Source organism: Ancylobacter sp. 3268 (assembly GCF_031456575.1).
In the GTDB taxonomy this organism is placed as follows: Bacteria; Pseudomonadota; Alphaproteobacteria; order Rhizobiales; family Xanthobacteraceae; genus Ancylobacter.
Window position 1 is genome coordinate 91,263 of record NZ_JAVDUX010000019.1, and the last position, 25,782, is coordinate 117,044.

At 65.1% G+C, this 25,782-nt stretch carries 31 protein-coding genes; 19 read left to right on the forward strand and 12 right to left on the reverse strand.

The window, feature by feature from the left end; genetic code table 11:
• Nucleotides 1-45 precede the first annotated feature (45 nt).
• On the reverse strand, nucleotides 46-1,305 hold the full coding sequence (locus tag J2X65_RS22710; protein WP_310206298.1) for an aminopeptidase: 1,260 nt from the start codon (nucleotides 1,303-1,305) through the stop codon (nucleotides 46-48).
• 145 nt (nucleotides 1,306-1,450) lie between these two features.
• A complete protein-coding gene (locus J2X65_RS22715) occupies nucleotides 1,451-2,086 on the reverse strand; it encodes a nucleoside 2-deoxyribosyltransferase (RefSeq protein WP_310206301.1) in 636 nt (211 codons plus the stop codon).
• A gap of 216 nt (nucleotides 2,087-2,302) precedes the next feature.
• On the opposite strand from J2X65_RS22715, the gene J2X65_RS22720 reads away from it, so the two are divergent.
• Entirely contained in the window at nucleotides 2,303-3,205 is a 903-nt protein-coding gene (locus J2X65_RS22720; protein ID WP_310206305.1) for a hypothetical protein, read from the forward strand.
• 31 nt (nucleotides 3,206-3,236) lie between these two features.
• Here J2X65_RS22720 and J2X65_RS22725 read toward each other — a convergent pair whose 3' ends face one another.
• From J2X65_RS22725 to J2X65_RS22735, 3 genes are all read right to left on the reverse strand, one after another.
• Nucleotides 3,237-4,001, reverse strand: a complete 765-nt coding sequence (locus tag J2X65_RS22725; protein ID WP_310206308.1) for an HpcH/HpaI aldolase/citrate lyase family protein — start codon at nucleotides 3,999-4,001, stop codon at nucleotides 3,237-3,239.
• Between the two features lie 14 nt (nucleotides 4,002-4,015).
• Nucleotides 4,016-5,782, reverse strand: a complete 1,767-nt coding sequence (gene araD, locus J2X65_RS22730) for an L-arabinonate dehydratase (protein ID WP_310206311.1) — start codon at nucleotides 5,780-5,782, stop codon at nucleotides 4,016-4,018.
• 354 nt (nucleotides 5,783-6,136) lie between these two features.
• A complete protein-coding gene (locus J2X65_RS22735; protein WP_310206315.1) occupies nucleotides 6,137-7,141 on the reverse strand; it encodes a tripartite tricarboxylate transporter substrate binding protein in 1,005 nt (334 codons plus the stop codon).
• A gap of 168 nt (nucleotides 7,142-7,309) precedes the next feature.
• On the opposite strand from J2X65_RS22735, the gene J2X65_RS22740 reads away from it, so the two are divergent.
• The gene (locus J2X65_RS22740; RefSeq protein ID WP_310206316.1) at nucleotides 7,310-8,014 is read left to right on the forward strand and encodes a GntR family transcriptional regulator; all 705 of its coding nucleotides are present in this window, start codon (nucleotides 7,310-7,312) and stop codon (nucleotides 8,012-8,014) included.
• A gap of 107 nt (nucleotides 8,015-8,121) precedes the next feature.
• Nucleotides 8,122-8,664, forward strand: a complete 543-nt coding sequence (locus J2X65_RS22745) for a cupin domain-containing protein (protein WP_310206319.1) — start codon at nucleotides 8,122-8,124, stop codon at nucleotides 8,662-8,664.
• Between the two features lie 36 nt (nucleotides 8,665-8,700).
• Here J2X65_RS22745 and J2X65_RS27030 read toward each other — a convergent pair whose 3' ends face one another.
• Nucleotides 8,701-8,916, reverse strand: coding sequence for a DUF1127 domain-containing protein (locus J2X65_RS27030; RefSeq protein WP_404977784.1), 216 nt, complete (start codon nucleotides 8,914-8,916; stop codon nucleotides 8,701-8,703).
• 233 nt (nucleotides 8,917-9,149) lie between these two features.
• On the opposite strand from J2X65_RS27030, the gene J2X65_RS22755 reads away from it, so the two are divergent.
• The gene (locus J2X65_RS22755; protein WP_310206321.1) at nucleotides 9,150-9,587 is read left to right on the forward strand and encodes a YqaA family protein; all 438 of its coding nucleotides are present in this window, start codon (nucleotides 9,150-9,152) and stop codon (nucleotides 9,585-9,587) included.
• Between the two features lie 72 nt (nucleotides 9,588-9,659).
• On the opposite strand, the gene J2X65_RS22760 is transcribed toward J2X65_RS22755, so the two are convergent.
• The 4 genes from J2X65_RS22760 to J2X65_RS22775 all read right to left on the reverse strand — a co-directional run bounded on the left by J2X65_RS22760 (nucleotide 9,660) and on the right by J2X65_RS22775 (nucleotide 12,460).
• Nucleotides 9,660-10,091 (reverse strand): helix-turn-helix transcriptional regulator, encoded by a 432-nt coding sequence (locus tag J2X65_RS22760; RefSeq protein WP_310206324.1) that lies wholly within the window; start codon nucleotides 10,089-10,091, stop codon nucleotides 9,660-9,662.
• 410 nt (nucleotides 10,092-10,501) lie between these two features.
• Nucleotides 10,502-11,314: a polysaccharide pyruvyl transferase family protein gene (locus J2X65_RS22765; protein WP_310206327.1), complete on the reverse strand. Its 813-nt coding sequence runs from the start codon at nucleotides 11,312-11,314 to the stop codon at nucleotides 10,502-10,504.
• A gap of 277 nt (nucleotides 11,315-11,591) precedes the next feature.
• The gene (locus J2X65_RS22770; protein ID WP_310206330.1) at nucleotides 11,592-11,966 is read right to left on the reverse strand and encodes a hypothetical protein; all 375 of its coding nucleotides are present in this window, start codon (nucleotides 11,964-11,966) and stop codon (nucleotides 11,592-11,594) included.
• 197 nt (nucleotides 11,967-12,163) lie between these two features.
• A complete protein-coding gene (locus J2X65_RS22775) occupies nucleotides 12,164-12,460 on the reverse strand; it encodes a hypothetical protein (protein WP_310206334.1) in 297 nt (98 codons plus the stop codon).
• 191 nt (nucleotides 12,461-12,651) lie between these two features.
• Here J2X65_RS22775 and J2X65_RS22780 point away from each other — a divergent pair, with 191 nt between their 5' ends.
• The 4 genes from J2X65_RS22780 (at nucleotide 12,652) to J2X65_RS22795 (ending at nucleotide 16,656) form a co-directional block, all read left to right on the forward strand.
• Nucleotides 12,652-13,656 (forward strand): AraC family transcriptional regulator, encoded by a 1,005-nt coding sequence (locus tag J2X65_RS22780; RefSeq protein WP_310206336.1) that lies wholly within the window; start codon nucleotides 12,652-12,654, stop codon nucleotides 13,654-13,656.
• A 329-nt stretch (nucleotides 13,657-13,985) separates the two neighbouring features.
• Nucleotides 13,986-15,257, forward strand: a complete 1,272-nt coding sequence (locus J2X65_RS22785; RefSeq protein ID WP_310206340.1) for a tyrosine-type recombinase/integrase — start codon at nucleotides 13,986-13,988, stop codon at nucleotides 15,255-15,257.
• A 116-nt stretch (nucleotides 15,258-15,373) separates the two neighbouring features.
• A complete protein-coding gene (locus J2X65_RS22790) occupies nucleotides 15,374-15,583 on the forward strand; it encodes a helix-turn-helix domain-containing protein (protein WP_310206342.1) in 210 nt (69 codons plus the stop codon).
• The gene (locus tag J2X65_RS22795) at nucleotides 15,580-16,656 is read left to right on the forward strand and encodes a hypothetical protein (protein WP_310206345.1); all 1,077 of its coding nucleotides are present in this window, start codon (nucleotides 15,580-15,582) and stop codon (nucleotides 16,654-16,656) included. Before J2X65_RS22790 ends, J2X65_RS22795 begins: the two co-directional genes overlap by 4 nt.
• A 51-nt stretch (nucleotides 16,657-16,707) precedes the next feature.
• On the opposite strand, the gene J2X65_RS22800 is transcribed toward J2X65_RS22795, so the two are convergent.
• The gene (locus J2X65_RS22800; protein WP_310206347.1) at nucleotides 16,708-16,956 is read right to left on the reverse strand and encodes a hypothetical protein; all 249 of its coding nucleotides are present in this window, start codon (nucleotides 16,954-16,956) and stop codon (nucleotides 16,708-16,710) included.
• Here J2X65_RS22800 and J2X65_RS22805 point away from each other — a divergent pair.
• On the forward strand, nucleotides 16,940-18,670 hold the full coding sequence (locus J2X65_RS22805) for an AAA family ATPase (protein WP_310206349.1): 1,731 nt from the start codon (nucleotides 16,940-16,942) through the stop codon (nucleotides 18,668-18,670). The genes J2X65_RS22800 and J2X65_RS22805 overlap by 17 nt on opposite strands.
• A 144-nt stretch (nucleotides 18,671-18,814) precedes the next feature.
• Complete coding sequence (locus J2X65_RS22810) at nucleotides 18,815-19,213, forward strand: hypothetical protein (protein ID WP_310206351.1); 399 nt, start codon at nucleotides 18,815-18,817, stop codon at nucleotides 19,211-19,213.
• A 621-nt stretch (nucleotides 19,214-19,834) separates the two neighbouring features.
• On the opposite strand, the gene J2X65_RS22815 is transcribed toward J2X65_RS22810, so the two are convergent.
• Complete coding sequence (locus tag J2X65_RS22815; protein ID WP_310206353.1) at nucleotides 19,835-20,368, reverse strand: hypothetical protein; 534 nt, start codon at nucleotides 20,366-20,368, stop codon at nucleotides 19,835-19,837.
• Nucleotides 20,369-20,736: 368 nt separating this feature from the next.
• Between J2X65_RS22815 and J2X65_RS22820 the strand changes: the two genes are divergently transcribed.
• The 9 genes from J2X65_RS22820 to J2X65_RS22860 all read left to right on the forward strand — a co-directional run bounded on the left by J2X65_RS22820 (nucleotide 20,737) and on the right by J2X65_RS22860 (nucleotide 25,701).
• Nucleotides 20,737-21,018 carry a hypothetical protein gene (locus J2X65_RS22820; RefSeq protein WP_310206355.1) on the forward strand — a complete coding sequence of 94 codons (282 nt, stop codon included), beginning with the start codon at nucleotides 20,737-20,739 and terminating at the stop codon, nucleotides 21,016-21,018.
• 333 nt (nucleotides 21,019-21,351) lie between these two features.
• Nucleotides 21,352-22,260, forward strand: a complete 909-nt coding sequence (locus J2X65_RS22825) for a hypothetical protein (protein WP_310206357.1) — start codon at nucleotides 21,352-21,354, stop codon at nucleotides 22,258-22,260.
• 142 nt (nucleotides 22,261-22,402) lie between these two features.
• Nucleotides 22,403-22,819, forward strand: a complete 417-nt coding sequence (locus tag J2X65_RS22830) for a hypothetical protein (protein ID WP_310206359.1) — start codon at nucleotides 22,403-22,405, stop codon at nucleotides 22,817-22,819.
• 50 nt (nucleotides 22,820-22,869) lie between these two features.
• Complete coding sequence (locus J2X65_RS22835) at nucleotides 22,870-23,415, forward strand: M50 family metallopeptidase (protein ID WP_310206361.1); 546 nt, start codon at nucleotides 22,870-22,872, stop codon at nucleotides 23,413-23,415.
• A 14-nt stretch (nucleotides 23,416-23,429) separates the two neighbouring features.
• Entirely contained in the window at nucleotides 23,430-24,062 is a 633-nt protein-coding gene (locus J2X65_RS22840; protein WP_310206363.1) for a hypothetical protein, read from the forward strand.
• Between the two features lie 2 nt (nucleotides 24,063-24,064).
• Nucleotides 24,065-24,274, forward strand: a complete 210-nt coding sequence (locus J2X65_RS22845) for a hypothetical protein (protein ID WP_310206365.1) — start codon at nucleotides 24,065-24,067, stop codon at nucleotides 24,272-24,274.
• Nucleotides 24,267-24,530, forward strand: a complete 264-nt coding sequence (locus tag J2X65_RS22850) for a phage tail assembly protein (RefSeq protein ID WP_310206368.1) — start codon at nucleotides 24,267-24,269, stop codon at nucleotides 24,528-24,530. The genes J2X65_RS22845 and J2X65_RS22850 overlap by 8 nt, the downstream gene beginning before the upstream one ends.
• 11 nt (nucleotides 24,531-24,541) lie before the next feature.
• Nucleotides 24,542-24,664 (forward strand): hypothetical protein, encoded by a 123-nt coding sequence (locus tag J2X65_RS22855; RefSeq protein ID WP_310206372.1) that lies wholly within the window; start codon nucleotides 24,542-24,544, stop codon nucleotides 24,662-24,664.
• The gene (locus tag J2X65_RS22860; RefSeq protein WP_310206375.1) at nucleotides 24,664-25,701 is read left to right on the forward strand and encodes a phage tail tape measure protein; all 1,038 of its coding nucleotides are present in this window, start codon (nucleotides 24,664-24,666) and stop codon (nucleotides 25,699-25,701) included. Before J2X65_RS22855 ends, J2X65_RS22860 begins: the two co-directional genes overlap by 1 nt.
• Nucleotides 25,702-25,782 lie beyond the last annotated feature (81 nt).

A 25,782-nucleotide genomic window follows, 5' to 3' on the forward strand; every position in this document is an offset into this window, starting at 1 on the left:
CGATACCCCGGCTGCATCGCATTTCGGCTCGCAGGCGGATGGCGATCATGCCCATTCGCCCCGCCGCATCACCGGCTCAGCCGAACCGTCGGCTTTGATGCCGTCGACGTCGATCTCGCCCGAACCGATCATCCAGTCGATATGGATGAGGCTGGAGTTCGCGCCGCGCACCGCCAGTTCCGCCGGCGTCAGATCGGCGCCATTGATGAAGCACTTGGAATAGGATTGGCCGAGGGCGATGTGGCTGGCGGCATTCTCGTCATACAGGGTGTTGAAGAACAGCAGGCCGCTCTTGGAGATCGGCGAGGAATGCGGCACCAGCGCCACCTCTCCGAGCCGGCGCGAGCCCTCGTCGGTATCGAGCACCTTGGAGAGCACGTCGAGGCCGCTGGCGGCATGGGCTTCGACGATCCGGCCTTCCTCGAAGCGCACCTGGATGTCCCTGATCAACGTGCCCTGATAGGCGAGCGGCTTGGTGCTCGCCACATGGCCGTCGACGCGCAGCTTGTGCGGCGTGGTGAAGACTTCCTCGGTCGGGATGTTGGCGTTGCAGACGACGCCGTTCTTGGCGACCGAAGCGCCGCCGGCCCACTCATGTTCGTCGGCAAGCCCGACGGTGAGGTCGGTGCCCGGCCCGCGGAAGCGCAGTGCCGCATAGCGGCGGGCGTTCAGCAGCTCGGTGCGCTTGTTGAGCTCGGCATTGTGCGCCTCCCACGCCGCCACCGGGTCCGGCGTATCGACCCGCGAGGCGGCGAAGATGGCGTGCCACAGCTTGGCGACCGCGATGTCCTCCGGGTCGTCCGGGAACATCGCCTTTGCCCAGGCGGGAGAGGCATAGGACACGATGGTCCAGTTGATGTCGAAACCGGCGATCAGCGACAGGGCCGGCATATAGGCCTTGGAGCGGGCGCGGTTGGCGCGCGCCACCTTCTCCGGGTCTTCATTGGCCAGCAGCGAGGGATTTTCGCCGGCAATGGCAAGACGGGCGGCGCCCTTTTTGAACGCATCCGCCATACCCTCGTAGAGCCAGCCGGAGGCCGTGTCGAAGCTGGCGTCCGGCGCGTTGCGGAAGCGCATCAGCGTCGCCTCCTCGTCGGTAAACAGCGTCGTCACCAGCGTCGCGCCGGCTTGATAGGCGTGCTCGGTGATCCGGCGCACCAGCGGCAGCGCGTCGAGCGAAGCGGTGATCACCAGTTCCTGGCCGGCCTTCAGACCAAGGCCGACCTCGACCGCCACCCGCCCCAGCCGGTCGAGCCGCTCTTCATGCGAAAGAGCCTCGGGGGGAATGCCTGCATGCCTGGTCATCATCGTCTCCGGATTGGCACGAACGTGCCGTCGCCTGATAGTCCGGCATCAAGGAACCTGCGGCGTCCTGCGTCAAGGCCACCTTCCGCCTCGCACGAATACCCACTTGGTTCAACGTGCTGCGCGCCCGGCGCCGGCCTCATTCTCACCGGCCGGACAACCAGTCCACCACGGGGCCGGCCGCCAAGGCAGCCGCGAGGCTCACGCCCACCGCCGCCAGGACCATGATACGCGTTTTGCGGTGAATCGCCCGGTGGCGCGCCTCCTCCCGCTGCCAGCCCGCTGCGGCGGACACTCCCGCCACGGCGTCGGCGATCGCGTCCTGCGGCGCGGCGTGTACCTTCTGACCATCGCGGACGATCATCAGATTCTCCGGTTTGGCAAAATTCTCGATGAGATAGCCTTGGGCGTCGCGGCCCGCGCCGTGGCGCGGATCGGCGGTGATCCGCCGCGCGAGGTCGCGGGTGTCGTTGGACCACAGGAATATCGGCAGACCCAGCGCCTCGGCATAGCCGATCTCGAAAGCGGTTCCGGGATCCATATGGTCGCCGCGAAACGGGCTGATATTGGCGACCACCGCATCGGCGCGGCGGATCAGCGCGATGCAATGGGCGCGAATCTCATCGGCATTCGCCGGCGCCTGCCCCGGCTGAAGCGGGTAGAGCCCGATGGCGCCGCGATCAGCACAGATCGCCTCGAGCCGCTCGCCCTCGGCCAATGCGTCGGGGCGGAAGACGTCGGGGCCGGCGAGGTAGAGGCTCGGCCGCCACGGATCGGGCATGAAAGCTCCTCGCATTGACACTTCCACGAAACCGGACCGTCCTATACGCCGTCCGCCCGCCAGGCAATCTTGCTGCGGCCCATCCGGTTGCGACCACCGCCCTCCCCTGTGGCAGTAATGCTTACTCCACACAGCCAATTCGGGTACATGCAGGAGATGCCGACGCAAGGTCGGTCGGGTCCCAGCCGGGCCACTCCGCTCACGGGAGACTGGAGAATGACAGACAAACGCGAGCCCTCCTTCGAAAACGGCAATGGCAATGGCACGCCGCCGGCCGAGACGGCACGCCCTGCGTCCCCCCCGGCGGCGACGCCTTCCCCGCCGCGCCCGACGCCTCCAAAGGCCGGCCGCACCCCGCCCGAGGAACCGGCGGCGTTTCACCGCTGGATCGAGATCGAGAAGCTGAAGGTCGAGCTGAAGCGTCTCGAACTGGAATCGCAGCACCTGCAGACGTCGGCCGAGCCGCCCTCGAACCTGCTCGCCTATGTGACGCTGGCATTGATCGCCGCCATTGCCGGCCTGCTGATCTATGTGGTGGCGACCCTCGTGCCCCTCCGCGAGGAGGTCACGCGGCTGCGGACGGCGCAGCTGGCGGCCCCGGCCGCCATCGCCGAGACGGTCCCTGCACCGGCGCCGCAGGTCGCCCAGGCGCCGGAACCCGATGCCGCGGCGACACCCGCTCAGCCCCCCGCGTCGCAAAGCACGGATAATGCTGCGAATTCCGGCTCGCCAGCGGCAGAGGCGCCGGCCCCGGCCGCCCCCGAGCCCGCACCGGCGGAGACCCCCACGACCGACGCCGCGCCGGCCCCGCCGCCGGCCGTCACCTATACGGTGCGGATCTTCGCCACCGCCTCGGCCGACAAGGCGAAGCTGGAGCGCTTCGCCAATGTCGCCAAGGCGGCGGGGTTCAATGTCGACGTCTCGTCGACCGAGGTGTTCCAGCCGCTGCGCAACGCCCTCTCCTACCACCCGTCGGTAGCGGACGCCGCCGGACGTCTCGCCAGGGCGCTGCAGGCGAGATATCCCGGCATCAACCTTGATTCCAAGGCCTCGCCCTCGATCAACGACATCGCCAAGAACGTATTGATTCTCAACATCATGGACGATGCCGTAAACTGATCGGCCGCAACGGATCAGGAGCGGAGCCCGCTCACGGCTTGAAGCGCTTCTTCAATGCCTCCGAGCCGCGCGCCAGCAGCCCGGCATCCGAGCCCACCGCCGTGAAGAGGCACCCGGCCTCGATGTAACGCTTCGCCAATCCCTCGTCGCCGGTGAGGATTCCGGCCCGGTTGCCCGCGGCGCCGATGCGGCCGATGAGCTGTATGATGAGATCGACGACGTACGGATTTCCCTGGTCGCCGAGATAGCCGATGGCCGAGGACAGATCGCCCGGTCCGATGAACACCCCGTCCACCCCCGGCACCGCGGCGATCGCCTCCAGATTCTCCATGCCGAGCTTCGATTCGATCTGCACCAGCACGCAGATCTCCTCATGCGCGCGGGCGTAATAGTCCTTCACCCGGCCGAAGCGGGAGGAGCGGGCGGCGGAGGCGAAGCCGCGAATGCCGTCCGGCGGATAGCGGGTGGCGGCCACAGCGGCTGCGGCCTGCTCGGGCGTGTCGACCATCGGCAGCAGGAAGCTCTGCACGCCGGCATCGAGGAAGCGCTTGATCCAGACCGGGTCGTTCACCGGCGGGCGCACGATCGGCTGCACCCGGTTCTCCATGCAGGCCTGCAGCTGGCACAGCACCATCGGCACCTCGTTCGCCGAGTGCTCGGTGTCGATGAGCAGCCAGTCATAGCCGGAGCCGGCGAGGATCTCGACGCTGATGTGGCTGGCGAGGCTGCACCACAGGCCGATCTGCTGTTCGCCGGCATAAAGGCCGCGCTTGAAGTGATTGACGGGCAGGTCCACGGAGGAAGTCCTTCTCAATAGATCGAGGGCTCGCCGACAGCGGCGCCGAACGAGGTTTCAAGGAAATCGAAGTCGCAGCCTTCATGGGCCTGCCGGATATGGTGGGAGAACATCCAGCCATAGCCGCGCTCGTAATGCGGCGGCGGCGGCACCCAGGCCGCGCGGCGGGCGGCGAGTTCCTCCTCACTCACCAGCATGTCGATGCGCCGGTTCGGCACGTCGACGCTGACGAGATCGCCGGTGCGCAGCAAGGCGAGCGGGCCACCGACATAGCTCTCCGGCGCCACATGCAGGATGCAGGCGCCGTAGCTAGTGCCGCTCATGCGCGAATCCGAGAGGCGCAGCATGTCGCGCACGCCCTGCTTGATCAGTTTCTTCGGGATCGGCAGCATCCCCCATTCCGGCATGCCCGGCCCGCCGAGCGGCCCGGCATTGCGCAGCACCAGCACATGCTCCGGCGTGACATCAAGGCTCTCGTCCTCCACCGCCGCCTTCATCGAAGGATAATCGTCGAAGACCAGCGCCGGGCCGGTATGCACCCGCAGATGCGGCGCGCAGGCGCTCGGCTTGATGACGCAGCCGTCCGGCGCGAGATTGCCGCGCAGCACCGCCAGCGCGCCCTCGGCATAGATCGGGTTGTCGACGGTGCGGATGACGTCATCATTATAGACCTGCGCGCCGGCGATGTTCTCGCCCAGCGTCCGGCCGGTGACGGTAAGCGCGTCGACATGGAGGAAATCGGTCAGCCGCCCCATCAGCGCCCGCAGGCCGCCGGCGAAGTAGAAATCCTCCATCAGATACGCATCGCCCGAGGGGCGGACATTGGCGATCACCGGCACCACCCGGCTCACCCTGTCGAAATCGTCGAGGCTGATATCAACCCCGGCCCGCCGTGCCTGCGCGATCAGATGGATGATCGCGTTGGTCGAGCAGCCCATCGCCATCGCCACGGTGATGGCGTTCTCGAAGGCCGGGCGGGTGAGGATGCGGGCGGGGGTGAGGTCCTCCCACACCATCTCGACGATGCGCCGGCCGCAGGCCGCCGACATGCGGTTGTGCCCGACATCGGCCGCCGGCACCGACGAGGCGCCCGACAGCGTCATGCCCACCGATTCGGCGATGGCGGTCATCGTCGAGGCCGTGCCCATGGTCATACAATGGCCGAAGGAGCGGGCAATGCCGCCTTCGATCTCGTTCCACGCCGTCTCGTCGATATTGCCGGCGCGGCGCTCGTCCCAGAACTTCCAGGCATCCGAGCCGGAGCCGAGCGTCTTGCCCTTCCAGTTGCCGCGCAGCATCGGCCCAGCCGGCAGATAGATCGCCGGCACGCCGGCGCTGGTGGCGCCCATGAGCAGCGCCGGGGTGGACTTGTCGCAACCGCCCATCAGCACCACGCCGTCGATGGGATGAGCGCGGATGCCCTCCTCCACCTCCATCGCCGCCATGTTGCGGTAGAGCATCGAGGTCGGCTTGAGGAAGGTCTCCGAGGCCGAATGCACCGGCAGTTCCAGCGGGAAGCCGCCGGCCTGCAGCACGCCGCGCTTCACGTCCTCCACCCGATCCTTGAAATGGCCGTGGCAGGGGTTGAAGTCCGACCAGGTGTTGAGAATGCCGATCACCGGCTTCCCCACCCAGTCCTCCGGCGCATAGCCCATCTGCCGCAGCCGCGAGCGATGGCCGAAGCTGCGCAGATCGTCATGGGCGAAATAGCGGGCGCTGCGCAGCTGGTCGGGCGTCTTGCGGGGCCAGGTGTTGCGGGGCGGCGTGGGACGGACGTTCATGAGGCACCTGTGGGGCGGAGCTTAGCGATCGGTCGGTGGGGGTGGCGAGGAAGCGATTGCGGAGCCCTGGAGCGTCGCCCCCTCACTCCACCCCTCTCCCTCTCGGGGAGAGGGAGCCGCCGCATGCCGGGGGGAACGGCGTGGGATGGGCACCTTCAAACGTCCCTCTCCCCGATGGGGAGAGGTGGCCCGCGAAGCGGGTCGGTGAGGGGGAACGATATCGAGAAGCCGTGGAGCTCCCTCACCCCACCCCTCTCCCCCTCGGGGAGAGGGAGCCGCGCAGCTCTTGCGGGAGCGGTCATGACGACCTCCAAGTATCCGTGAAGGAGACGACGTCACCGCGAGCCTCTCGCCTCACTGCGTGACGATGTTGCCGGCCTTGACCACCTCGCGCCAGCGGGCCTCTTCCGCCTTCTGGAAGGCGGCGAATTCCTCCGGCGAGTTGGCGACCACCTCGAAGCCCATCTCGTTGAACTTCGTCCGGACGTCCGGCGCGGCGAGGCCGGCGGCGAAGGCCTTTATCACCTGCGCCTTCACATCGGCGGGGAGACCCTTGGGTGCGGCGGCGGCCTGCCAGGAATAGACGTCGAGCCCGTCGACGCCGGCTTCCTTCATGGTCGGCACGTCCGGCAGCACCGGGTTGCGCGCCGCGGCGGTAACGCCCAGCACCTTCAGCTTGCCGGCCTTGATGTGGTTGGCGACGGCGCCGAGATTCTGGAACGACACGTCGGCATGGCCGGCAATGAGATCGCCAATGGCCGGCCCGCCGCCCTTATAGGGCACATGGATGCCGGAGGTGCCGGTCTTCTGCCAGAACAGCGCCGCGGTGAGATGGTCGGAAGAGCCGACGCCGGAGGAGGCGAATGTCACCTTGTCCGGGTTCTTCTTCAGGTAGTCGACCAGCTCCTTCACCGAATTGGCCGGGAAGTTCGGCGTCGCCACCAAAACATTGGGGGTGCGCACCGCCACGGTGATCAGGTCGAGATCAGTCTTGGGATCATAGCCGAGCGCCGGGTTGAGCGCCGGATTGATGGCGAAGACGCCGATGGAGCCGACCAGCAGCGTGTAGCCGTCGGCCGGCGCATTCTTCACGTGCTGCGCGCCGGTGGCGCCATTGGCGCCCGGGCGGTTGTCGATGACCACCGACTGGCCGAGGACCTCCGGCATCTTGGAGGCGACGAGGCGGGCGGTGGAATCCGAAGCGCCGCCGGGCGGGAACGGCACCACGATGGTGACCGGCCGGTCGGGATAGGCCTGCGCCGGCTGCACCAGCGGGCCGGCGGCCAACGCCGCCAGCACCGAGAGCGAGGCAAGCGTGCGGCGACGGTTCACCAAGCGGGAAAGAATCGCGCGGGACATGTTTCCTCCTGTTCGTCCGATTGGACCGGGTGGAGGCGGACCGTTGGCGCGGCCTCGTGCCTCCCCTCGAACTCCCGTCTGCGCGGGCTGGGCTCGGTTAGAGCGCGACCAAACTAAAGCGCTAATGCATTAGTGAAGTCAAGCCGGGAGTGGTGTAGGATGGCGGGCATGAACGTGACCGCGATTCCTCGTCCCTCCCGCGATCCCCATCGCCATGCCGCGCCGCAGGTTTTCGACTATCTGCGCGAGCGCATCGTCAATCTTCAGCTGCCGCCGGGCACCGTGATCGCCCGCGCCGAATTGCAGCAGCTGTTCGGCTTCTCCTCGACGCCGGTGCGCGACGCGCTGCTGCGCCTGCAGGAGGAATCCCTCGTCGAGATTTTCCCGCAGCACGCCACCGTGGTGAGCCCCATCGACCTGAAGCTGGCCCGGCAGGCGCAGTTTCTCCGCCGCTCCATCGAGCAGGAAGCGGTGCGCACGCTCGCCCTGCTGCCGGAGGCCGAGCGCCGTCCGGTGGTGGCGCGGCTGGAGACCGCCATCGACATTCAGGGGGCGTTGCTGGGCCGGGGCGACCTTGAGGCCTTCCATGTGGCCGACCGGGACTTCCATCGCTTGTTCTTCGAGGCGGTGGGCGTGCCGGATCTGTGGGTGCTGGCGCGGCGCCATGCCGGCCATATCGACCGTATCCGCCGGCTGCACCTGCCGATTCCCGGCAAGGCGGAACAGGTGATCGCCGATCACCGCGCCATTGTCGCCGGCATCGCGTCGGGCGATGTGGCGGAGGCCGAGGCGGCGCTGCGCAACCATCTGTCGAAGTCGCTCGCCTTTACCCCGGACCTGCGCGCGCGCTGGCCGGCCTATTTCCGCGACTGACGCCCGGGGCGCCCAGCGGCGCCGGCACCGGAGCGCTTTCGGTCGGCGCCTGTCATGCCCACATTATCCGCGAGGTTCATCTTTGCCGCGAGAGCGGGAGCAGGACCATGCAGGATCCGAGGCACGATCGATACGAGGGGAATGCCGGGCCGGCACCGGGCGAGGTGCTGGTGTGCCAGCCCGGGGCGGCCGCCAGCTACTGGCAGCCCATGCCGGCCAATGGACATGTCGAGGTGATCTTCACGCCGGATCTGGTGGCGATGGAGCAGCCGCTGGGATTCGGCACCCAGACATTGCCGCCCGGCGGCCATGTCCGCGAGCAGGCCCACGCTCATGGCGCGACGGTGATCTACGTGCTGCGGGGACGCGGACGCGCGGTGATCGAAGGGGTGGAGCACCCGATGCGGCCGGGCACGGCCTTCTATCTCGGCCGCCACCGCCGCCACATCTTCGTCAATGAAGGCGACGAGAACCTCGTCTTCACCTGGGTGACGGTGCCGGATGGGCTCGACGCCGCGTTCCAGGACGTCGGCCGCCGGCGCCAGCCGGGAGAGCGGGCGCCAGGGCCGTTCGCGCGCCCCGCCGGCCTATCCGCCGGCGAACGCCAAACCAGTTTTTCGCCGCCGGAGGCAACCTCACCGCAGCGCTGAAGCAGGCCATGCGCAATGCGCAGGGCTAAAACCCGTTCAGATGGCGGTCACGAGGCGCAGGCGGCGCTCCAACGCGGCCTGCGGCACGCTATCGGCGGCCTGGCGGGCGATGTCGTGAATGTCGGCTCGGCTGAAGCCGAGCTCGCCGAGTTCGCGGTCGCTATAGGCCTCGAGCTCGCGCTGCGTCTGGCGATACTGGCGGCGACGCGCAAAGGCCGTCCGCAAGGCGATGCTGATCTGATCGATCTGCATGATGATTTCTCCTCTTGATCCATGCTGCAGGGCAGCACGGTTAAGGACAAGATAGTGTGCGCCGCACCATGGCAGAAGCGTAAATTCCGCGTCTCAGCACTGCGTTTCATGCAGGACAGCATGTCCTATGTACGGATCATGATACCTCAATCTGCCGGCGTGTCCGCCCGATGGCGGCAAACCCGCATGGCCGAGATCCTGGCGAGCCGCAGCGGCTCGGTTATAAGGCGACGATGATCGATCTTGCCGCCTATGCCGGGCTGTTCTTCTCCGCCCTCGTCGCCGCCACCATCCTGCCGATGCAGTCGGAAGCCGTGCTCGCCGGCCTGCTCGTCGCCGGTGCGCAGCCGGCCGTGCTGCTGATCGCCATCGCCAGCGCCGGCAACGTGTTGGGCTCGGTGGTGAATTGGTGGCTCGGCCGCTTTGTCGAGCGCTATGCCGACCGGTCGTGGTTTCCCGCCAGCCCGGTCAGGCTCGCCCGCGCCCAGGATTGGTACCGGCGCTACGGAAAATGGTCGCTGCTGCTGAGCTGGGCGCCGGTGATCGGCGATCCGCTCACCCTCGTCGCCGGCGTGATGCGCGAGCCGTTCCCGGTCTTCCTGCTGCTGGTGACCCTCGCCAAGCTCGGGCGGTATCTCGTCCTGGCGGCAATCGTGCTGAATGTCATGTGACCGGCGGCCGCCCTCACGCCGCCCGATTGCCTCCCCGCCGCCGCAACGGCGATCAGCGAGCGCCCGTGCCGGTCACGAGGCGTTGCGCCATTGCGGCATGACGCGGTCGCTGACCGCCTCGACATAATCCTGCGCCGTCATCTGCCCCACCACATCGCCCAATTCGTCGTCGACGACGACGTCCGGCCGCAGAAAGGCGACCGTCTGGCGGCTGACGCGGCCAATCGATTGTCCCGCGGCGGACATGACATGGACCGGATTGAAGGCGTTCATCATTTCCACCAGCGCCACCCGCATCGAGAGCGGCGCCAGCGAAAGGTCTTGCCGCTCCACGACGACATCCAGGGCGATGCGCTCAATCGCCAGCCTCAGGCGCGGCTCGATCTCGCCGGCGTCCTGTTCGACTTTCTGGAGTTGACTTCGCGTCATGGAGAGTAATTCGGCCAGCTGGGGAACCGTCATTTCCCAACGGTCACGGAGTTCAGCCAACTCATTACCAGTCAAGCACCGTGCTCCTCGACACTTTTAACGTATTGCGGCGCCCAACAAACACGCACCACCTCAGATTGTCGCAGCATGATAGCATAGAGAACGAACGCCGGTAAATATTACCAAGGGTAATCCTGACCACGCCTGTGGCAGGACACGGCGACGATGGCGCCACGACTGCAGTCTGCGGTATTCCGCTAAGCGTTACTGAGGTAGAGGGGTAGGCAGCTGCAGGTGACGGCCATCCCGGGCGCGTGAGTGCCAATCGCCGCATCGCCCCGCATAGTGATGGAGCGGTGCAGGGGCGCAGGAACCGGGCCCGCGCCGGCACCACGGCCCCCATCCCTGGCGCCGGACACCCGGACGCGCCGCATCTCGCGACATCGAGCGTCAGCCGTAACGGCCGCAGCCGGTCGCCGGAAACATCAGGTCGGCGTGCGGAAATTATAGGGCGCGACTTCCATCAACGGCACGGGATCCCAGGCCGACATGAAGCGGTCGGGCCGCACCTGTTCGAAAAGCCGCATGCCCTCGGCCAGCGACGGGGCGAAGGGCAAGGTGAAGCCGAGCCCGCTGGCGAAGTCCTGCCATTTGAACGGGACATCCACATATTTTCCGTCCCAGAACGCAAAGGGCACGCCATAGGCCAAGGCCACGACGGCAGCATGCATGGCATTCGCCATGACGAAGCGGGCGGAGGCGATGGCGTCGATAAACTCTTCGCAGGCCGCGACGGTATTGGGAATCCCCGGCCGCATCACCACCGAATCCATGCCGGTGTCGAGGGTGTCCAGCTTCACCTTGGGATGGTGGACATGCGGCACCCACAGCACCTTGCCGAGCGTCCGCGCATGCGTTCCCGGCGTGTAGAACTTCGGCAGCAGCAGCGCGGTATCGCCGCGCGGCGTATTCCTCGGCAGGCCGAGGGCGAGGCGCGAATGCTCGCCCCGGATCCCCAGAAAGATCGCCCGCCGTTCGGCGAGCGGGGAAAGAGGCCTCGCATCGCGCTTGCCGCAGCCCCAGAAGATCGCCCGGCCCAGGCCACCGCTCGCCTGGCCTCCCCTGCTGCTGGTCGCCGCAATCTGGCGCTCGGAAACAACGCTACCGACCAGATGGACCGTGCCCGTCCGAAACAGGCACGGCCCTTCGAACATGCGCGCCAGATACAGCAGCGTCAGTGCGTCGCCAAAATTGCCGATTGCGTCCTTCGAACGCCAGTGAAAGACGGAAAAGCTCATAAAATCTCGAAACGAAATGAGGAATGCAGTCGGCGCGCCGGCTCCCTCCCTTCATAATGACGATTCCCGCGCCGATCATCCAAATACGACGTCAGCGACGAAGTGTTCCCGCCGACACCAAGCGGGCCGGGATTCTGCCAATGCCGAGCTTGAAGCGTCGCACCGTGTCCGGCCGGCTTCGCCCCGCGACGCCAATGAGGGTCCTCGACACGGACGGATCCGCGGCACCGCCGGGCGATGGCAGCGCGTGTCCGCACTTACACCAGCCTGAACGCCATCACGTCGGCATCTCGATGGCGGGTCCCAGCACAAGATCCACGGCCCTGTACCGTTCGACCCGCCCAGGGAGGTAGAACACGTCCGCCACCAGGTCATGCTCCGCCACCGTCCATTCCGGCTCGCCCTTGCGCCGCACCCAGAGAAAGCGGGCGACCACCTCGGGTTCGACCTTCCGGCGCTGCTCCACCAGTTCAACGGGCACGCCACCGGCCGCCACCATTGCCGAGACCTGCGCCGCTACGGTGTCGGGGATCGGCTTCCCGCCCGTCGCCCACCGGCGGGCGGTCCTGACATCGACGCCGAGCAGCTTGGCGAGGGCGGCGGGCGATAGGTCCAGCGTGGCCAGGGCGGCCTGCATTTCGGCGGGGGTCATAGGGGCCGGGCTCCGACCATGGGTGGACGGATCCGAAATAGCAGCCCCGGCGAGCGATGGCCACGGTGGAGGGTTCTCCAAGCCGCCGGCGCCGTGATTGTCCCGGTCGCCGCCGCCGGTCTTGCATGCGGCTCCCGGACCCGGCAGGAAAAGCCCGCTCCGGTGCATTTCGCATCGTAGCGGGCCGTGCTGCGGCTTCAGGGGGTGCCGCAGGTGGGACTGCCGCAAACGGCCCTGCAGATTGCCGGATTCATGCAGGTATAGGTCTTGCCGGCGGCGGGCTTGCCCGGCGATGCCGCGAGCTTCGCCGCGGGGCCGTCGAGGGCGCGCATGTCGGCATCGCGTGCGGTGATCTGACCGCAGGTCGGTGCGCCGCAAACCGCGCGGCAGATGGCGGGGTTCATGCAGGTGTAGGCCGCGAACGATTGCGACGGGAGAAGTATCGAAAGGCACAGGCTGGCAGCGCAGAACGTCAAGATGTTAATTTTACGCATATTTTCCTCCGAATTTTGTAGTAATTAAACTGATTTGGCGAATGCTCGCGCTGTCAATCCTGACTCAGAGGCAAAAATCCCGTGTCATGCCAACGGAACAAATATATCGCGGAGGCGGAACTCCTCGCCTTATCTGCAGGCTGATTTCATGACATAAAATGCCTTTATAGAAAGGCTTCCGGGGTTCCTGCATGGCAGCCAGTGGCGAGCGGATCGAAGTCTCGACGGAGGCTCTGGACCGGCACGACCGACAGGAAATGATCCGCGATTACTATGGCCGCATATGCATGCGGCTGGATCTTCTGCCGCGTGATGGCAACGAGCTGCGTTTCCGTTCCGTCACCACGCTATTGCCGGGCATGAGCGTGACCGGCGGAGCGGTGGCGCCCATGGCATGGGAACGAACGCAGGCGCTGATGGCTGACGGTAACGACGATCTGGCGGTTTCCTGGATCGCCGGGGGCTGGCGCTTCGACAGTCGGGGCCGATGCACCACCGAGACCGCCCGCGGCGCGCCCTGCATCATGCCCCTCGATACCCGGTGGCGAGCCGAGGCGCGTGACGGCGACTGGACGATCTGCGTCCAACTCTCCCGGCGTCTTCTGGAGCCGCTGGTCCGGCATCTCGGCGACCTCGCGCCCGACGCGCTTCGCCCCGAGGCACCGGAGACGCGATTGCTGTTCGACTACCTCCAGGCGGTGAACCGCACGCCGATCACGCCGCGCTTGGCGCCGCTGATCTCGCAGCATGTCGCCGATCTGCTGGCGGCGGCACTGGGCACCACGCGGGAGGTGGAGGAGATCGTCGCCGGACGCGGCGTGCGCGCCGCGCGCTTTCGGCAGATCAAGCAATATGTCGACGAAAATGTGAGCAATGCCCGCCTCTCGGCGGAACTGGTCGGCCGCCATATGGGCGTCAGTCCCCGCTATATCCGCCGATTATTCGCCGCGGCGGGCAGCAGCCTGTCGGACTACGTCGCCGAGCGGCGCCTGACGCTCATCCATGACCGGCTCGGCGACCCCCGCTTCGCGACCCAGACCATCGCCGACATTGCCTTCGGGCTGGGCCTGGTCGAGCCATCGACATTTTATCGGCGGTTCAAGGAGCGCTATGGCGTGACGCCGTCGGATGTCAGGGCCACCTCGCGGGAAACTGAAGGCAAGGATGAAATTCGCCTACAGCACCGGAGCGTTTGACCCTATCAACAGGCTCCGCATTTCCCGCGACCCCGTCGAGCGGAAAAATAGAGGGCCGCCTTTGGGCGCCACACCTAAGACATCGATTTTTCTTGGAAAAATGGTCGGAGCGAGAGGATTTGAACCTCCGACCCCTAGTCCCCCAGACGTAGCCAATTCGTTTCCCGGCGATAGCTTGAATTTCCGATAGCGTCAACATATCAATGCTCTAGCGGCAGAATCGAGCATGATATGTTGTATCAAACATCCTGCCCCTTCCCGTCTTTTCCCTGCACGGTGGCGACTCGGTGGCGACTCCGATATAAGACTAGTAGGTCGGAGGTTCCGCTATGCCCACCACGAAACTCACACGCCGCAACGTGTCCGGACTGCTTCCGGCAGCGAAACCTGTGACCTTTTTCGACACCGACCTGAGGGGCTTCGGGCTGCGGATAATGCCCTCGGGCGCGCGATCGTGGATCTTGGAATATCGCCCTGGCGCGGGCGGGCGTGGCGTGGCGAAAAAGCGGGTGAAGATCGGCGGCGAGGAAATGACGCCCGAAGCCGCTCGCGACGCCGCGGCCGACATTCTCGCGGGCATCCGCAAGGGTGCAGATCCGGCCGCCGAACGCCGCACCGAACGCGCCGCCGAGACCATCGACGAGATCGCCGCAGCTTATATGGCGCGCCACATCGAGACGAAGCGGAAGGCGTCAACGGCAGGGTACTATCGCATTCTGCTTAACACCCACATCTCCCCCGCACTGGGCTCGAAGCGGGCTGTACTCGTCACTCGGGCTGATGTCGAGCGATGGCACTCCAAGCTTGCCACCCGCCCCGACGGCAAAGGCGGGAAGACAACCGCCAATCGGGCGCTGACGCTGCTGTCAGCCATGTTCAACTGGGCCGGCACTGCAGGGTTGATCCCCGACGGGACAAATCCATGCTCAAAGATTGAGAAGTTCGCCGAGCAGGCGAAGGAAAGGTTTTTGACGCAAGAAGAGCTCGCCCGGCTCGGCGCAGCACTGCAGGAGGCTGAAACTGTCGGCCTGCCGCACGCTCCATCAGAGTCGAAGCACGCCCCAAAGGGAAAGAACCGCACAATCTTCTCCCCGCATGTGACCGGCGCCATCCGACTCTTGATGCTCTCCGGGTGCCGCCTGCGCGAAGTGTTGCATCTCCGCTGGTCGGAATATGATGCCCAGCGCGGCGTGCTGTTCCTCCCCGACAGCAAGACCGGGAAAAAGACGGTGGTGCTGTCCGCAGCGGCGCAGGAGGTACTCTCCGCCCTCCCCCGCGTCGGCACCTATGTCATTGCGTCGAACGACCCCGACCGGCCGCGCCACGACCTAAAGAAGCCCTGGGCAGCCTTATCGAAACACGCCGGCCTTGAGGACGTGCGCCTTCACGACCTGCGGCACACGTTCGCCAGCGTGGGCGCAGCGGCGGGCATGAGCCTGCCGGTGATCGGCGGGCTGCTCGGTCATGCCGACGCCGGCACGACGCTGCGCTACGCGCACCTGCAGACGGACCCTGTCCGCGCCGCGGCTGACGTCATTGCAGGCCGTATCTCCGAGGCCATGAACGGGAAACGAACGGAACCCGGCGGCACCGTGCGCTAATTTCTTGTGGCCTCCTCGGGGGTGCCCAAACTGAAATCGGGTTCGGTCGAATCGGAATCGCTACCTTCCTATGCATGAAGCCGGCGGCGTGGTGCCGCTGGCAAGGAGGTGCCGAGATGTTGAAGGTTCGCGACGCCGCGGCGCGGCTGGGATTGTCAATTTCGACGTTGAACAAATGGAGGGTGTATGGCACCGGGCCGACTTACCTGAAGTTGGGTTCCGCGGTCTTCTACGATCCTGCCGACCTCGACGCCTGGCTGGCCGAGCGGCGGCGGACGTCGACGTGGTCGGCCGGTAACGACAACCAGCAGAAGGCGGCGGCGTGACCATGAACGCCCTTGTTCCCATCGATACGCTCGGCGCCGAGATCCGCGCCCGGCTTGAGGCCGGCGATAAGGCGATCGGGAAAGCCGAAGACCACTATCTCGCTGCCGGCCTCCGTCTCATCGAGGCGCGCCAGCGTGTCGAGGCCGAGGGCGGGTCGTTCCGCGAATTCCTGGCCACGCACCAGATAGGGAAATCGCGGGCCTATGAGGTGATGGCCGTCGCCGGGGGCACGAAGACTTTCTCGGGCATCCGGGCGAAGACAGCCGAGCGTGTGGCCCGGCATGCCGAAAAGAGTCGGGAAGCAGTGTCCGTTAGTAACGGACGCAATGGCGAGGCTGAGCAGCCGTCTCCAGGTGGTGACGACGAGGTCGATCGGCTCCGAAAAGAGGTGGAGAGGCTCAAGAAAGAACTGGAAAAGGCTAAGGCAACTGCAGCCGAGCAAGAGGAAATGGCATCCCTGCGCCTCGGTAGGGCGCAGCAGGCTGAGCAGCAGCGAGATGCCGCGCAGACCGAGCTTGTCTATGCCAAATCTGACAAGGACCGCCTCGCCACCGAGCTCTCCGAAGCCCGCGACGAACTCGCGCGCTGGCGGGAGTGGATCAGGAAAGGCGGCAAACAAGATACCATCCTCGATGAGGAGGGGGAGCCAATATGTACCGAAGTCATCCCGCTTTCGTATGCCCATCAATGCGAACGAGACGCGATGATGATGCAGCCGTTCTGGCCCTTGGACGATTTCGACAAGGACAAGCCGGATCGCGGTCTGCCCTCCTTCCTCGGAAAGAACCGCTGCGACTGGATCAAGGAGCCGGATGAACTTCTCCAACTGGTGGGGATGAAGGAGGTCGTAGCGCTGTGGCGTATTGAAAGTGAGCGAGATCTTCACTCGGCCGCACGTCACACGCTGGTGTGGCCAGACGATCCATATGATTGCCTGATGGAACGTTATCGCCGTGCGGGCTTCTCTCAGCCGGACGCTGCGGACGTAGCGCCGGCCCCCTCCATCATGCCCGCCGACGACGATGACGTGCCCTACGACTTCAGCAAGCCCATAGGCGCCCAGGCCACTTAAGCCCTACCTACCACCCAGCAGCCGCCCGCCTGTGCGGGCACCACTCACCCCCTAGGGGACTCCACCATGCAAATAATTTCGGCCCGCCGCGCTGCGGCGGGATCGCGCGCGCTCGCCGTCGTCGATGTCGATGCCGGCGGCCTTCGCGTATTCAACATAGAGATCTGCCGCGGCTCGGACGGCCGGCTGCGAGCTTGGGCGCCCCGCCACCGCGGCGAGCACGTCGCTGCGTTCACCGCGGTCGTCGCAGAAAAGATCGGTCGCGCTGCCTTGGCGGCGCTGAATGGCGGTGCCGCGCATGCAGGCTAATTCCGCAGAAGCCGAGGTCATTCACCTCCCGCCGCGAGCCGCCATCTTCGGCCGGGTGCGCCAGATGCGGACCCAGCTGTATGGCGACGTAGCGCTATTCCCTATCACTGCGGCCGGTGACTTTGATCACGAGGCGTTCGCGGTCGATGGCTTCGACTGGTACACAGGCGACCTAGACCGCCTGCCAGCCGGGGAAGAGCGCCGTTTGGGCGTGTTCGTCGATTCGTTCAAGCGGTTCATCCCCGATGCTCCTGTCGGCGTTAAAGTTGCTATTCTTGATCGAGGCGGTGACGTTCAGGTGGAGCAGGTAGATGTCCTCGCTCCGTACCAGCCGGCTCTTGATCTGGTGCGCAAGGCGATCGCCACTGGCCAGCCGCTCCGTGATCGAGCGAGTGGCTCGGGCTCGCTGGCCGATGCTCTCACCTCGGCGGCACCGGCCTTTGCGCGGCGGGCTCCCGAGACCTTCGATGAGATTTGCGCGCGACTGGAACAGCAGTTCCCCAACTTATCGGAGAAGGTGATCGAGCGGATGGCGCATCGTGAAATACGCATCCGCGAGATCGGGGAGCGCATGACCGAGCCGCACGGCGGTGCTCTGCAGATGCCCCGCGAAGCCGCTGACGACATCCTGCATCGCCTGCCGACGATCGACCCAGCCGCCTGGGCCGGACAGCCTGTGCCAGAGCGGGAATGGTTCCTGCCGGGCCTCATCCCGGCCAAACAGGTCACCTTGCTCTCCGGCGACGGCGGCACGGGCAAGTCGCTTCTGGCTTTGCAGCTGGGAATTGCCTCGGCGCTTGGCGTCTCTACCGCGAGGCTCAAGCCCACCGAAGGCAAGGTGCTGTATCTGGCCGCGGAAGACGATGAACCTGAGCTGCAGCGACGTACGGTCGACATCGCCCGGATGCTGGGCGGCGACCTCGCCGACCTCTCAGGCCGGATGCTGATCGCGCCCCTCGCCGATCAGGACGCCACCCTGGCCACCGCCGGCCGGGACGGGGTGCTGATGTTCACCCGGCTGTTCGCAGCCCTTGAACGGAAGGTGACGGAGTTCCAGCCCGGATTGCTGATCCTCGACACCGCGGCGGACCTGTTTGCCGGGGATGAGATAAAGCGCAACCAAGTGAGGAATTTCATCGCGGCGCTGCGCAAGCTGGCGCTGTCTGGCCCGGCTGTGCTGCTGCTGGCGCATCCGTCGGTCAGCGGCATGCAGTCGGGCACCGGGACGTCGGGCAGTACGGCTTGGTCGAACAGCGTGCGGAGCAGGCTCTATCTGACCAGGCCGACGGGCGACGGCGAAGATCCGAACGCACGTGAGCTCTCGGTGATGAAAACCAACTACAGCGCCATTGGCGAGAAGGTGCGCGTGCGTTGGGAGGCTGGGGCGTTCGTCGAGGACTCGCCGCTCGAGCCGGCCATGATAGGCGCGGTGCACCGGAAGCACGACGATAAATTCGTCGAGTTGCTGTCGAAGTTCAATCGGCAAGGACGCACTGTCAGCCCGAATCCGAGTTCGTCTTATGGTCCAAAGCTCTTTTCGGAGCATGCCGACGGCAGGGGCATCAGCAAGCAACAGTTCGCTGCCGCGATGTCTCGCCTCCTTGACGCGGGCGCCATCAAAACCGTCGTGGAGGGACGCAAAGGGCGCGAACACAAACGCTTGTATGTGACGGCAGAGATGTTTGGCGGGGGCGTGTCGGACTAGGTGTCGAACTGGTGTCGAACTCGTGTCGGAGTGTGTCGGACTAGGTGGGGGGACATACCCCCTATAACCCCCGTGTGCGTCCGACACACGCACACCGGTTCGACACCGGTATGCAAGGTCGGTACGCCAAGAGGAGTGGTATGGATGCCGTCAGACCTTCTTCTTGCGCTGCCACTCCTCTGCCGCCTGTTCAAGCTGACTTTCCCAGACGTCGGGACGGGCAAGAACGTGCCTCGGCTTCCAGCCTCGATATCTGATGGCGAACTCGGCTTGGCGGCATACAAGCCTTGTGGAGCGGAGGGGGTTTCCAAACCCGTCCCGAAAATCAAGGCCGAGCATCAAAAGGACTTCAACCCGTTCCTCATCGAGGTATGTCCGAGACACCTCAAGCTTCGCCTCATGATCTCGGCGAGCCTGAAGAAATTTCTGATACTGGTGGTGTGTAATATCGTCGGACGGCTCTCGTCCCTCGGCGTACAGAGTATCGGCAAGCGTGAGACCGAAGGTATCAAAAGAAATTCTGTCTGCCATGTCTTGGTCTAGATCGGACGGACGGCGGCCCGTCAGAAAGTCTTCCAGTCTCTGAAACCCAGGCAAACTCAGAGCGCTAACACTGGGTCCCGAGATTGTTTCCCGACTGGTGGTGTAGCCACTCCACAGTGCCGCATGTCGCGCGCGGGCATTCGCCAATTCTGCACCTCCATGAATCGGTGAAGATTAACCTCAATGACTACTACCATATGTGCAAGAAGAACAAAACACGAAAACTGATGCCGTCCTTGTCATCCACCGCTTCAGCTATTTGTGCCACCTCGGCATCACGTATTTGGCGGGCTTCGTGGATGTCCCGCGGGCTGACCATGTCCTTCGCGGACCAAGTTTCGGAACCGGAAACTTGGTCGCGCTTGCCGCCGTGCTTGGGGATTTCCCCCCTCGCCTGGGCCGCATCGTACTCGTCGGCGAGTGGGCAAATCAGGCGTGATCTGCGCCACCTGCTCCACCTTTGCGCCACTTTGCGCCACCTTGAAATCCCAAGGTGGCGCACCGTTCAAATCATTGGCTTTGCGCCACTGCGCCACTTGCGCCACCACCCCTTATAGGGGTGGCGCAAGTGGAGCGGGCAGCAATGATGGGAAGTGGCGCAGGTGGAGCGGCTGCAGACGCTTAGAAATAAGCCTGCTCAGCAATCTTAACTTTCAGTTCCGCAGTCCACGTTTGGGGTTTCCCATCGTTTCCCAGGTGATAGTCCACCGTCACGCGAACGGTCGTGTCGACAGCGCCACCTCCAGCGCGGGAAACGTAATAGTCGAACTGTTCTTCAGAGGGAGTAGACAAGTTGTAGCCAGGGATGGTCAGCCCCTTCGCATCTTCAATATGTACGGAAACGCCAGGCTGTCTTGCAGAACGGATTAGGAGCTTTAAGTTATCCTCATTGCTGAAATGATGATCTGGGCCCGGCGTCAGCGTGATGTCATCTACAAAGAGACGCCGTCGATTAAAATTCCGAACATCAAGTCTAACGCGAACTGGGGGGTCGCCATCGTCGGGATCCGTCACATAGATCGTAAATTCTGGCTTCAGATTCCCAACCGCGGCATCAACCTGCTTCTTGGCATGATGGGCTGAACGCCAAGCCCAAAATCCAGCTGTGCCAGCGACGGCTGCGGATATGATTGCGATCCATTCCGAAGGCTGCATCTGTGCGATCCTCACCTTGGGGTAGAAGGTATCATGAGAGGACGTCGACGCAACACCGCCGCGCAATCTCGCGATAGCTCAACCGCCCCTACTCCCCATCCTGCAGAAGCGTCAGGACGCCAGGACTTGCCACTTCGGCGTCGCGGATCTGGCGGGCTTCGAAGATCTCCTTACGGGTTAGGCCGGCTTCCGCCGCGGTAAAACCGTTTCCGTCTGGAACGGTTTTCGGACGCCCCCCCGTTCGGCGCCTTCGGGCTGCGCAGCATCGTACTCGTCAGCGAGGCGGCGGGAGGCCATGGCCGTCCGCAAAGATTGTACACGCTGAAAGTCGCCGTATCCTTGCAATCTAGCGACTATGGGAGGCGCCCATGGACCGGGACGAAATGTCGTTAGGTCACGCATACATGGAGGAAGTGTTCCGCATCGAGAGTAAGCGATGGCCGGGTTACTTGCTCTTGGGCGGTCTCGGTTGGGTATTGGTTTCGTGCTGGCGTCTGTGGGCGGACGGAGCATCGATGACTTATCTGATGACGCTGCCCATTGCGGCAATCGCATTGGTGGCAGGAGCGGCAGTCACGATTAACGACCACTATGAGAGGCGGTATTTCCTCAACCGCGCCGTGGGAAGGCATCGAAGGGGCCAGACCTGACAAGGCCGCCTAGCCCCCCCCCCCTGGGTTAGGTACTGGGAATTTATAGGGCATGAGCGGGGACGCGCCATCGCGGGCTTTCCGTCGGTATAAAGTTGCTCTAGGGGGTTCCGCGCCTTTAATAAAATTACCAAGAATGGCCACTTTGGCGCAATTTTATTGCGTTTTCGGCTATCTACGCCGGCCACACGTACATTGTCATAATTTTGGGGTCGGTCGATTTTGTGCATCCCGGCGAGGTTCTCGGCGCCAGGCACAGGCGGGCGGCGGGCGAGAACGCTATATTCCTAGAGCGCCCGCGAAGACGGGCTTCCCTTACATCAGGACCGCGCCATGCATCTCGCCCTCGACGGCCGGACACCCGGCCGCACGCCTGCCGAACATCGTGCCATCGTTGACCACTGGCGGCTTCGAGCCCCGGCGAACGACAGCGACATCCTACCTCGCGACCGCCCGGGGAAGGGGCGCCACGCCGACCTCGCCGACCTTGCTCCCGCGCTGCGCTCCTGGCGGAGCCTGTGCCAGGCAGCCGAGCCATTGAGCACGAACTGGATGCTCGCCGCGGCCAATGACAACGCGTCGGATGAGCCGTTCGACTGCTACGAAGACGAATGGACGCAAGCTCCTCCGCCGCCCTCCATCGATAGCGCGATGGAGATGCGTCCCCGCCCCGAGGAGATCGTGCGCGCCATGGGTGATGTAGAGGTTGCCTATTCGGAGTATGGCGGTCCGGCCGTGCCCGTGGGCGGCGATGTCGAGGTTCACCCGACAGCGGAGCCAGCCGTTATTGGGGGCACTCCCTGCGCCCCGCTGGCCCGTCTAGGCGCGCTCCGGTTCGCGACCGGCGAGGCTTATGAGCGCGTGCTCGTGCGTCGCGAGGATGGTGCCATCAAGAAGGCGGACCGCCGCATCCCGAAGGGCGCACTCACGCACTGCGGGGCATTCCCGGTACGTGATCGGCTCACGGCCTGGCGGGGCTCGGCGGGCGGTGCCGTGGATCCGCAAGCGATGGTGCCGCCGCCCTGCATGGACGACCGCATAGATGCGGGCCGCTTGGCGTGCCGGGTGCGGGAGCGGCTGAGTGCCAACGACGTCGCGGTGCTCGACGCTGCGCTCGAGGCGCAGAACTTCGCGGACATCGGAAGGTTGTTCGGCTTCACCGGGAGGACCGCCCGGCGTCGCGGGAAGATGTTTCTGCGGCACGCTGCGACCCACCTTCAGGAATTTCTGCAGGCAGCGTAGTCCCTTTTTGCCACCTCGCGCGGAATAATAGTGAGGCCCCACATGCGGTCGGTCTTCGGAACTTGTCTCCCCGCTGTTCTCCTCCGGCGGGGAGACATTTTATGTTTCATCAACATTGCCGCCCGCGCGGCAGGTGGTCCCCATGAACAATACTACACTAAGGGACCTCGCAACGAGCGAGGTGGCGACGCTCGCCGGGCTGGCGCCCAGCACCGTGCGCGACTGGCTGGCCAGCGGATGCGCCTCGACGATCAGCCGGAGGGCGCACGGTCGTCGGTGGCATAGCCCGCGCGATGCCGCCGTGGTGCGGCTCGCTACGGAATTGACCCGCATCGGGTGGGCGCCGCACCTGGCCGTTGTGGCGGTGGCGGAGATGCTGCCCGCCGTCGAGGCAGGCCGTCGATACCTGGCGATGCCGCCGCGGCCAGATGGGCGAGTGGGAATGGCCTTGGATGATCCGCCGGCCGACCTGCGTGGTGCCGGCTGGCTTGTGCTGCCGGCTGGCGAGATGCTGGCGGAAGTTTACCGGCGGGCCGCCAAACTGCGGGGCGCTGCATGACATGGGTGCGCCGCGCATGCTGCGCTGCCTCGCCGGCCAAACGAGAGATCGTGGCGCCTGCCGAGGCGGTGATATTCGACGGCCCGATCCTCGCTACGGCCGCCGCGCCCATTGAGCGCGATCGGCGAGTTGCCGTGCACGAAGCCAGCCACGCAGTGGTCGCCGTCGCCGTCGGTGGCCGTGTCGTCTCGGTGACCATCGACGGGCAGCCGCGGGCGACGCATGCGGGCGGGCTTCCGCGCCTCGACGGTGTCGTGATCACCATGGCCGGCCCCCTCGGCGAGGGCGTCTTACATCATCGCTCGGTCTACCGCCCGCCCGACACCGAGGTGGCAATCTGGAGCGACGCCGCCCGTCGCTGCGCGGTCTCCGGCCAATGCGACGATTGCAGGATCGCTATCTTTCTCGCAGCGTCCACACCTGACGGCGGCGCTTTTGTCGCCACCTACCGCCGGGCTGAAGATCGAACTCTGGCGTTACTCGATCAGCCCCATATCCGCTCCGCCATCCGAGAGGTGGCGGCCGAACTGCTGACCCACGGCACGCTCACCGGCGACGCCGTCCACCAGATAGCGGCCCGCCACGGCGTCGCATAACAGTAGGAATATCAATGTTTCATAAGCTTTTCGGCGCTGGCGCGAAGCCGGCGGCCGACGATCTGCGCGCGGCTATCAGCCAGATCGACATGAATGCCTTGCAGCGCACCCTGGCAGATGCCGAGGCGGCGTACCGCGAAGTACTCCTGACCGGTACCGACGCGGAAGCCGCGGCTGCCGAGGCCGCCCGCGACACCGCGCGCCGCGAAATCGAACGTGCGCACGTGCGGCGTGACGAACTCGAGCGACGCCTTTCCGATGCGGAAGTCGCAGAGCGGAAAGCCGCCGCGGAGAAGCGGGTGGCCGAAGTCGTAGCCAGGCGGGATGAGTTGGTGAAGCGCCTTCATCGCGACATCGCGAAGGCTCACGCAATATTGGCGCCGCTTGTCGCTGACCTGGAGGCGCTCCACGCGGAGCTCGTACCGATGAATCGTGCCATCGGAACTGGAGATGACCCGGAATTAGCGGCGGCTGCCGGCGGATACATCATCGATCCTGAGAAAATCATCTGGGGCAACTATTTCTTCGCGCCGGATGCATTTATCTCGGCGAGCCAACTTATTGCCCTGCCGCCCAGCCGGAACAGCGAGCCCCTGGGTTGGCTTTCGAAGTCTGAGCGATTGTCGCCCCCCGTGCTGGGAGGCTGAAAATGCCCCGCGATCCATACTGGTACAAACGGTGGGCAGAGCCTGATGACGAAGCACCCACCATCCCCACCGCGGCCCTCGCCGCGCTCGATCGCGCATGCCGCGCGCTTGAACCTGCACGGCGCTTCGCCGCCCGTATCGACGCCATGCCCGCCACCCGCATCTGCCGCGCCGTAGCGGCCCGTATCAAGGAGATCACCCCCAATGTCTGACCCCGTGACCGTCGAACTGTCGCGCCCGCTCGAACATGACGGCAAGACCTACTCGCAATTCACCTTCCGCGAGCCGGTGACGGGCGACTACGCGGCGTCCGATCTGGTGAACGGTGAGTTCAATAAAACCCTTGCGGTGCTTGCCCTGATGGCCGGCTCGTCCCTGCCGGTATTCCAGAAGATTCCCATGCGAGATTTCAAGAAGATCAGCGCGGCGACGCAGGGTTTTTTGTCCGACCTGGCGTCGGAAATCTGACCGACGCCGTCGTGTTCGTATCATCGGAAACCTCCACGGCGATTGATGTCGTGGAGGCCTGGCCGATGAACAAGTTCAATCGCTATTTCGACGCCGCCATTCGCCTGCGTCGTCTCAAGAACGGTGCGGAATAATGGCGACTTTGGAATCAAAGCTCATCGTCTCGCTGATCGACAAGATCAGCGGGCCGATCAAAGGCGTCAACGCTGCCGTCGGCAAGATGAACGCCGCCATCGCGGCGAACAACCAGAAGCTGTCCGTTGCCCGCGGGCAGATGGTGGACGCCGCAGCGGCGGGGTGGGTGCTGTACGAGGCGATCAAGGCTCCGGCCGAGGCGGCGATCGCCTGGAACGACGCGCTCTCCGACATCGCGAAGGTCGTCGACTTCCAGACGCCCACCGGCCTCATCGAGATGGGCGCCGTCATCCGCGACATGTCGCTTCGGATCCCGATGGCGGCGAACGATCTGGCCAAGCTGGCGGCGGCGGGCGGCCAGGGCGGTATCGCGACAGCGGACCTGACCAGGTTCACCGAGATGGCCTCGAAGGTCGGCGTGGCGTGGGATCTCTCCGGCCAGGAAGCGGGTCAGGCGCTCGCCGAGCTGAAGACGTCCACCGGTCGGACGCTCGACGGCACGATCAGGCTCGCTGACGCGATCAATCATCTCGGCAACAACGCCGCTGCCAGCGCCAGCCGCATCTTAGATTTCACCTTACGCGCCGCCCCGATGGCGCAGCAGTTCGGCTTCACCACCGAGCAGGCAGCGGCCTTCGGCACCGGCATGATGTCCGCCGGCTTCCAGGCTGATGTCGCCAGTACGTCGTTCACGAACATGGGGGCCGCCCTGACGGCGGGAGCCTCGGCGACGAAGGGCCAACGAGCGGCGTACAAACAGCTCGGCCTGGACAGCCGCAAAGTTGCAAGGGGGATGCAGAAGGACGCCGTCGCGACCACCCGCGACGTGTTCGCCCGCATAAACAAGGTGAAGCCCGAGGAACGCGCTGCTCTAATTAGGTCGCTGTTCGGCGCGGAGGCTCGAGCACTTACCCCGCTCATTACGAATGGCAAACTCCTCGAGGAAGTGCTCGGCTACATCGCCGACGAGTCGAAGTATGCCGGCTCGGCTCAACGCGAATTCGAGATTGCCTCGCAGCGTTCTAAGAGCGCCTAACAAAACCTCGTGCGGGCCCTGAAAGCGATGATGGCGGCGGCGATTGTGAGGAAAGCGCGATAGAGGTCGGCGTGGCGTTCG

Coding starts and splice junctions, on each gene's coding strand:
- J2X65_RS22710 (WP_310206298.1), bottom strand. CDS start 1,305: ATGACCAGGCATGCAGGCATTCCCCCCGAGGCTCTTTCGCATGAAGAG.
- J2X65_RS22715 (WP_310206301.1), bottom strand. CDS start 2,086: ATGCCCGATCCGTGGCGGCCGAGCCTCTACCTCGCCGGCCCCGACGTC.
- J2X65_RS22720 (WP_310206305.1), top strand. CDS start 2,303: ATGACAGACAAACGCGAGCCCTCCTTCGAAAACGGCAATGGCAATGGC.
- araD (WP_310206311.1), bottom strand. CDS start 5,782: ATGAACGTCCGTCCCACGCCGCCCCGCAACACCTGGCCCCGCAAGACG.
- J2X65_RS22735 (WP_310206315.1), bottom strand. CDS start 7,141: ATGTCCCGCGCGATTCTTTCCCGCTTGGTGAACCGTCGCCGCACGCTT.
- J2X65_RS22740 (WP_310206316.1), top strand. CDS start 7,310: ATGAACGTGACCGCGATTCCTCGTCCCTCCCGCGATCCCCATCGCCAT.
- J2X65_RS22745 (WP_310206319.1), top strand. CDS start 8,122: ATGCAGGATCCGAGGCACGATCGATACGAGGGGAATGCCGGGCCGGCA.
- J2X65_RS27030 (WP_404977784.1), bottom strand. CDS start 8,916: ATGCAGATCGATCAGATCAGCATCGCCTTGCGGACGGCCTTTGCGCGT.
- J2X65_RS22755 (WP_310206321.1), top strand. CDS start 9,150: ATGATCGATCTTGCCGCCTATGCCGGGCTGTTCTTCTCCGCCCTCGTC.
- J2X65_RS22765 (WP_310206327.1), bottom strand. CDS start 11,314: ATGAGCTTTTCCGTCTTTCACTGGCGTTCGAAGGACGCAATCGGCAAT.
- J2X65_RS22770 (WP_310206330.1), bottom strand. CDS start 11,966: ATGACCCCCGCCGAAATGCAGGCCGCCCTGGCCACGCTGGACCTATCG.
- J2X65_RS22775 (WP_310206334.1), bottom strand. CDS start 12,460: ATGCGTAAAATTAACATCTTGACGTTCTGCGCTGCCAGCCTGTGCCTT.
- J2X65_RS22780 (WP_310206336.1), top strand. CDS start 12,652: ATGGCAGCCAGTGGCGAGCGGATCGAAGTCTCGACGGAGGCTCTGGAC.
- J2X65_RS22785 (WP_310206340.1), top strand. CDS start 13,986: ATGCCCACCACGAAACTCACACGCCGCAACGTGTCCGGACTGCTTCCG.
- J2X65_RS22790 (WP_310206342.1), top strand. CDS start 15,374: ATGTTGAAGGTTCGCGACGCCGCGGCGCGGCTGGGATTGTCAATTTCG.
- J2X65_RS22805 (WP_310206349.1), top strand. CDS start 16,940: ATGGCGGTGCCGCGCATGCAGGCTAATTCCGCAGAAGCCGAGGTCATT.
- J2X65_RS22800 (WP_310206347.1), bottom strand. CDS start 16,956: ATGCGCGGCACCGCCATTCAGCGCCGCCAAGGCAGCGCGACCGATCTT.
- J2X65_RS22810 (WP_310206351.1), top strand. CDS start 18,815: ATGCCGTCAGACCTTCTTCTTGCGCTGCCACTCCTCTGCCGCCTGTTC.
- J2X65_RS22815 (WP_310206353.1), bottom strand. CDS start 20,368: ATGCAGCCTTCGGAATGGATCGCAATCATATCCGCAGCCGTCGCTGGC.
- J2X65_RS22820 (WP_310206355.1), top strand. CDS start 20,737: ATGGACCGGGACGAAATGTCGTTAGGTCACGCATACATGGAGGAAGTG.
- J2X65_RS22825 (WP_310206357.1), top strand. CDS start 21,352: ATGCATCTCGCCCTCGACGGCCGGACACCCGGCCGCACGCCTGCCGAA.
- J2X65_RS22830 (WP_310206359.1), top strand. CDS start 22,403: ATGAACAATACTACACTAAGGGACCTCGCAACGAGCGAGGTGGCGACG.
- J2X65_RS22840 (WP_310206363.1), top strand. CDS start 23,430: ATGTTTCATAAGCTTTTCGGCGCTGGCGCGAAGCCGGCGGCCGACGAT.
- J2X65_RS22845 (WP_310206365.1), top strand. CDS start 24,065: ATGCCCCGCGATCCATACTGGTACAAACGGTGGGCAGAGCCTGATGAC.
- J2X65_RS22850 (WP_310206368.1), top strand. CDS start 24,267: ATGTCTGACCCCGTGACCGTCGAACTGTCGCGCCCGCTCGAACATGAC.
- J2X65_RS22860 (WP_310206375.1), top strand. CDS start 24,664: ATGGCGACTTTGGAATCAAAGCTCATCGTCTCGCTGATCGACAAGATC.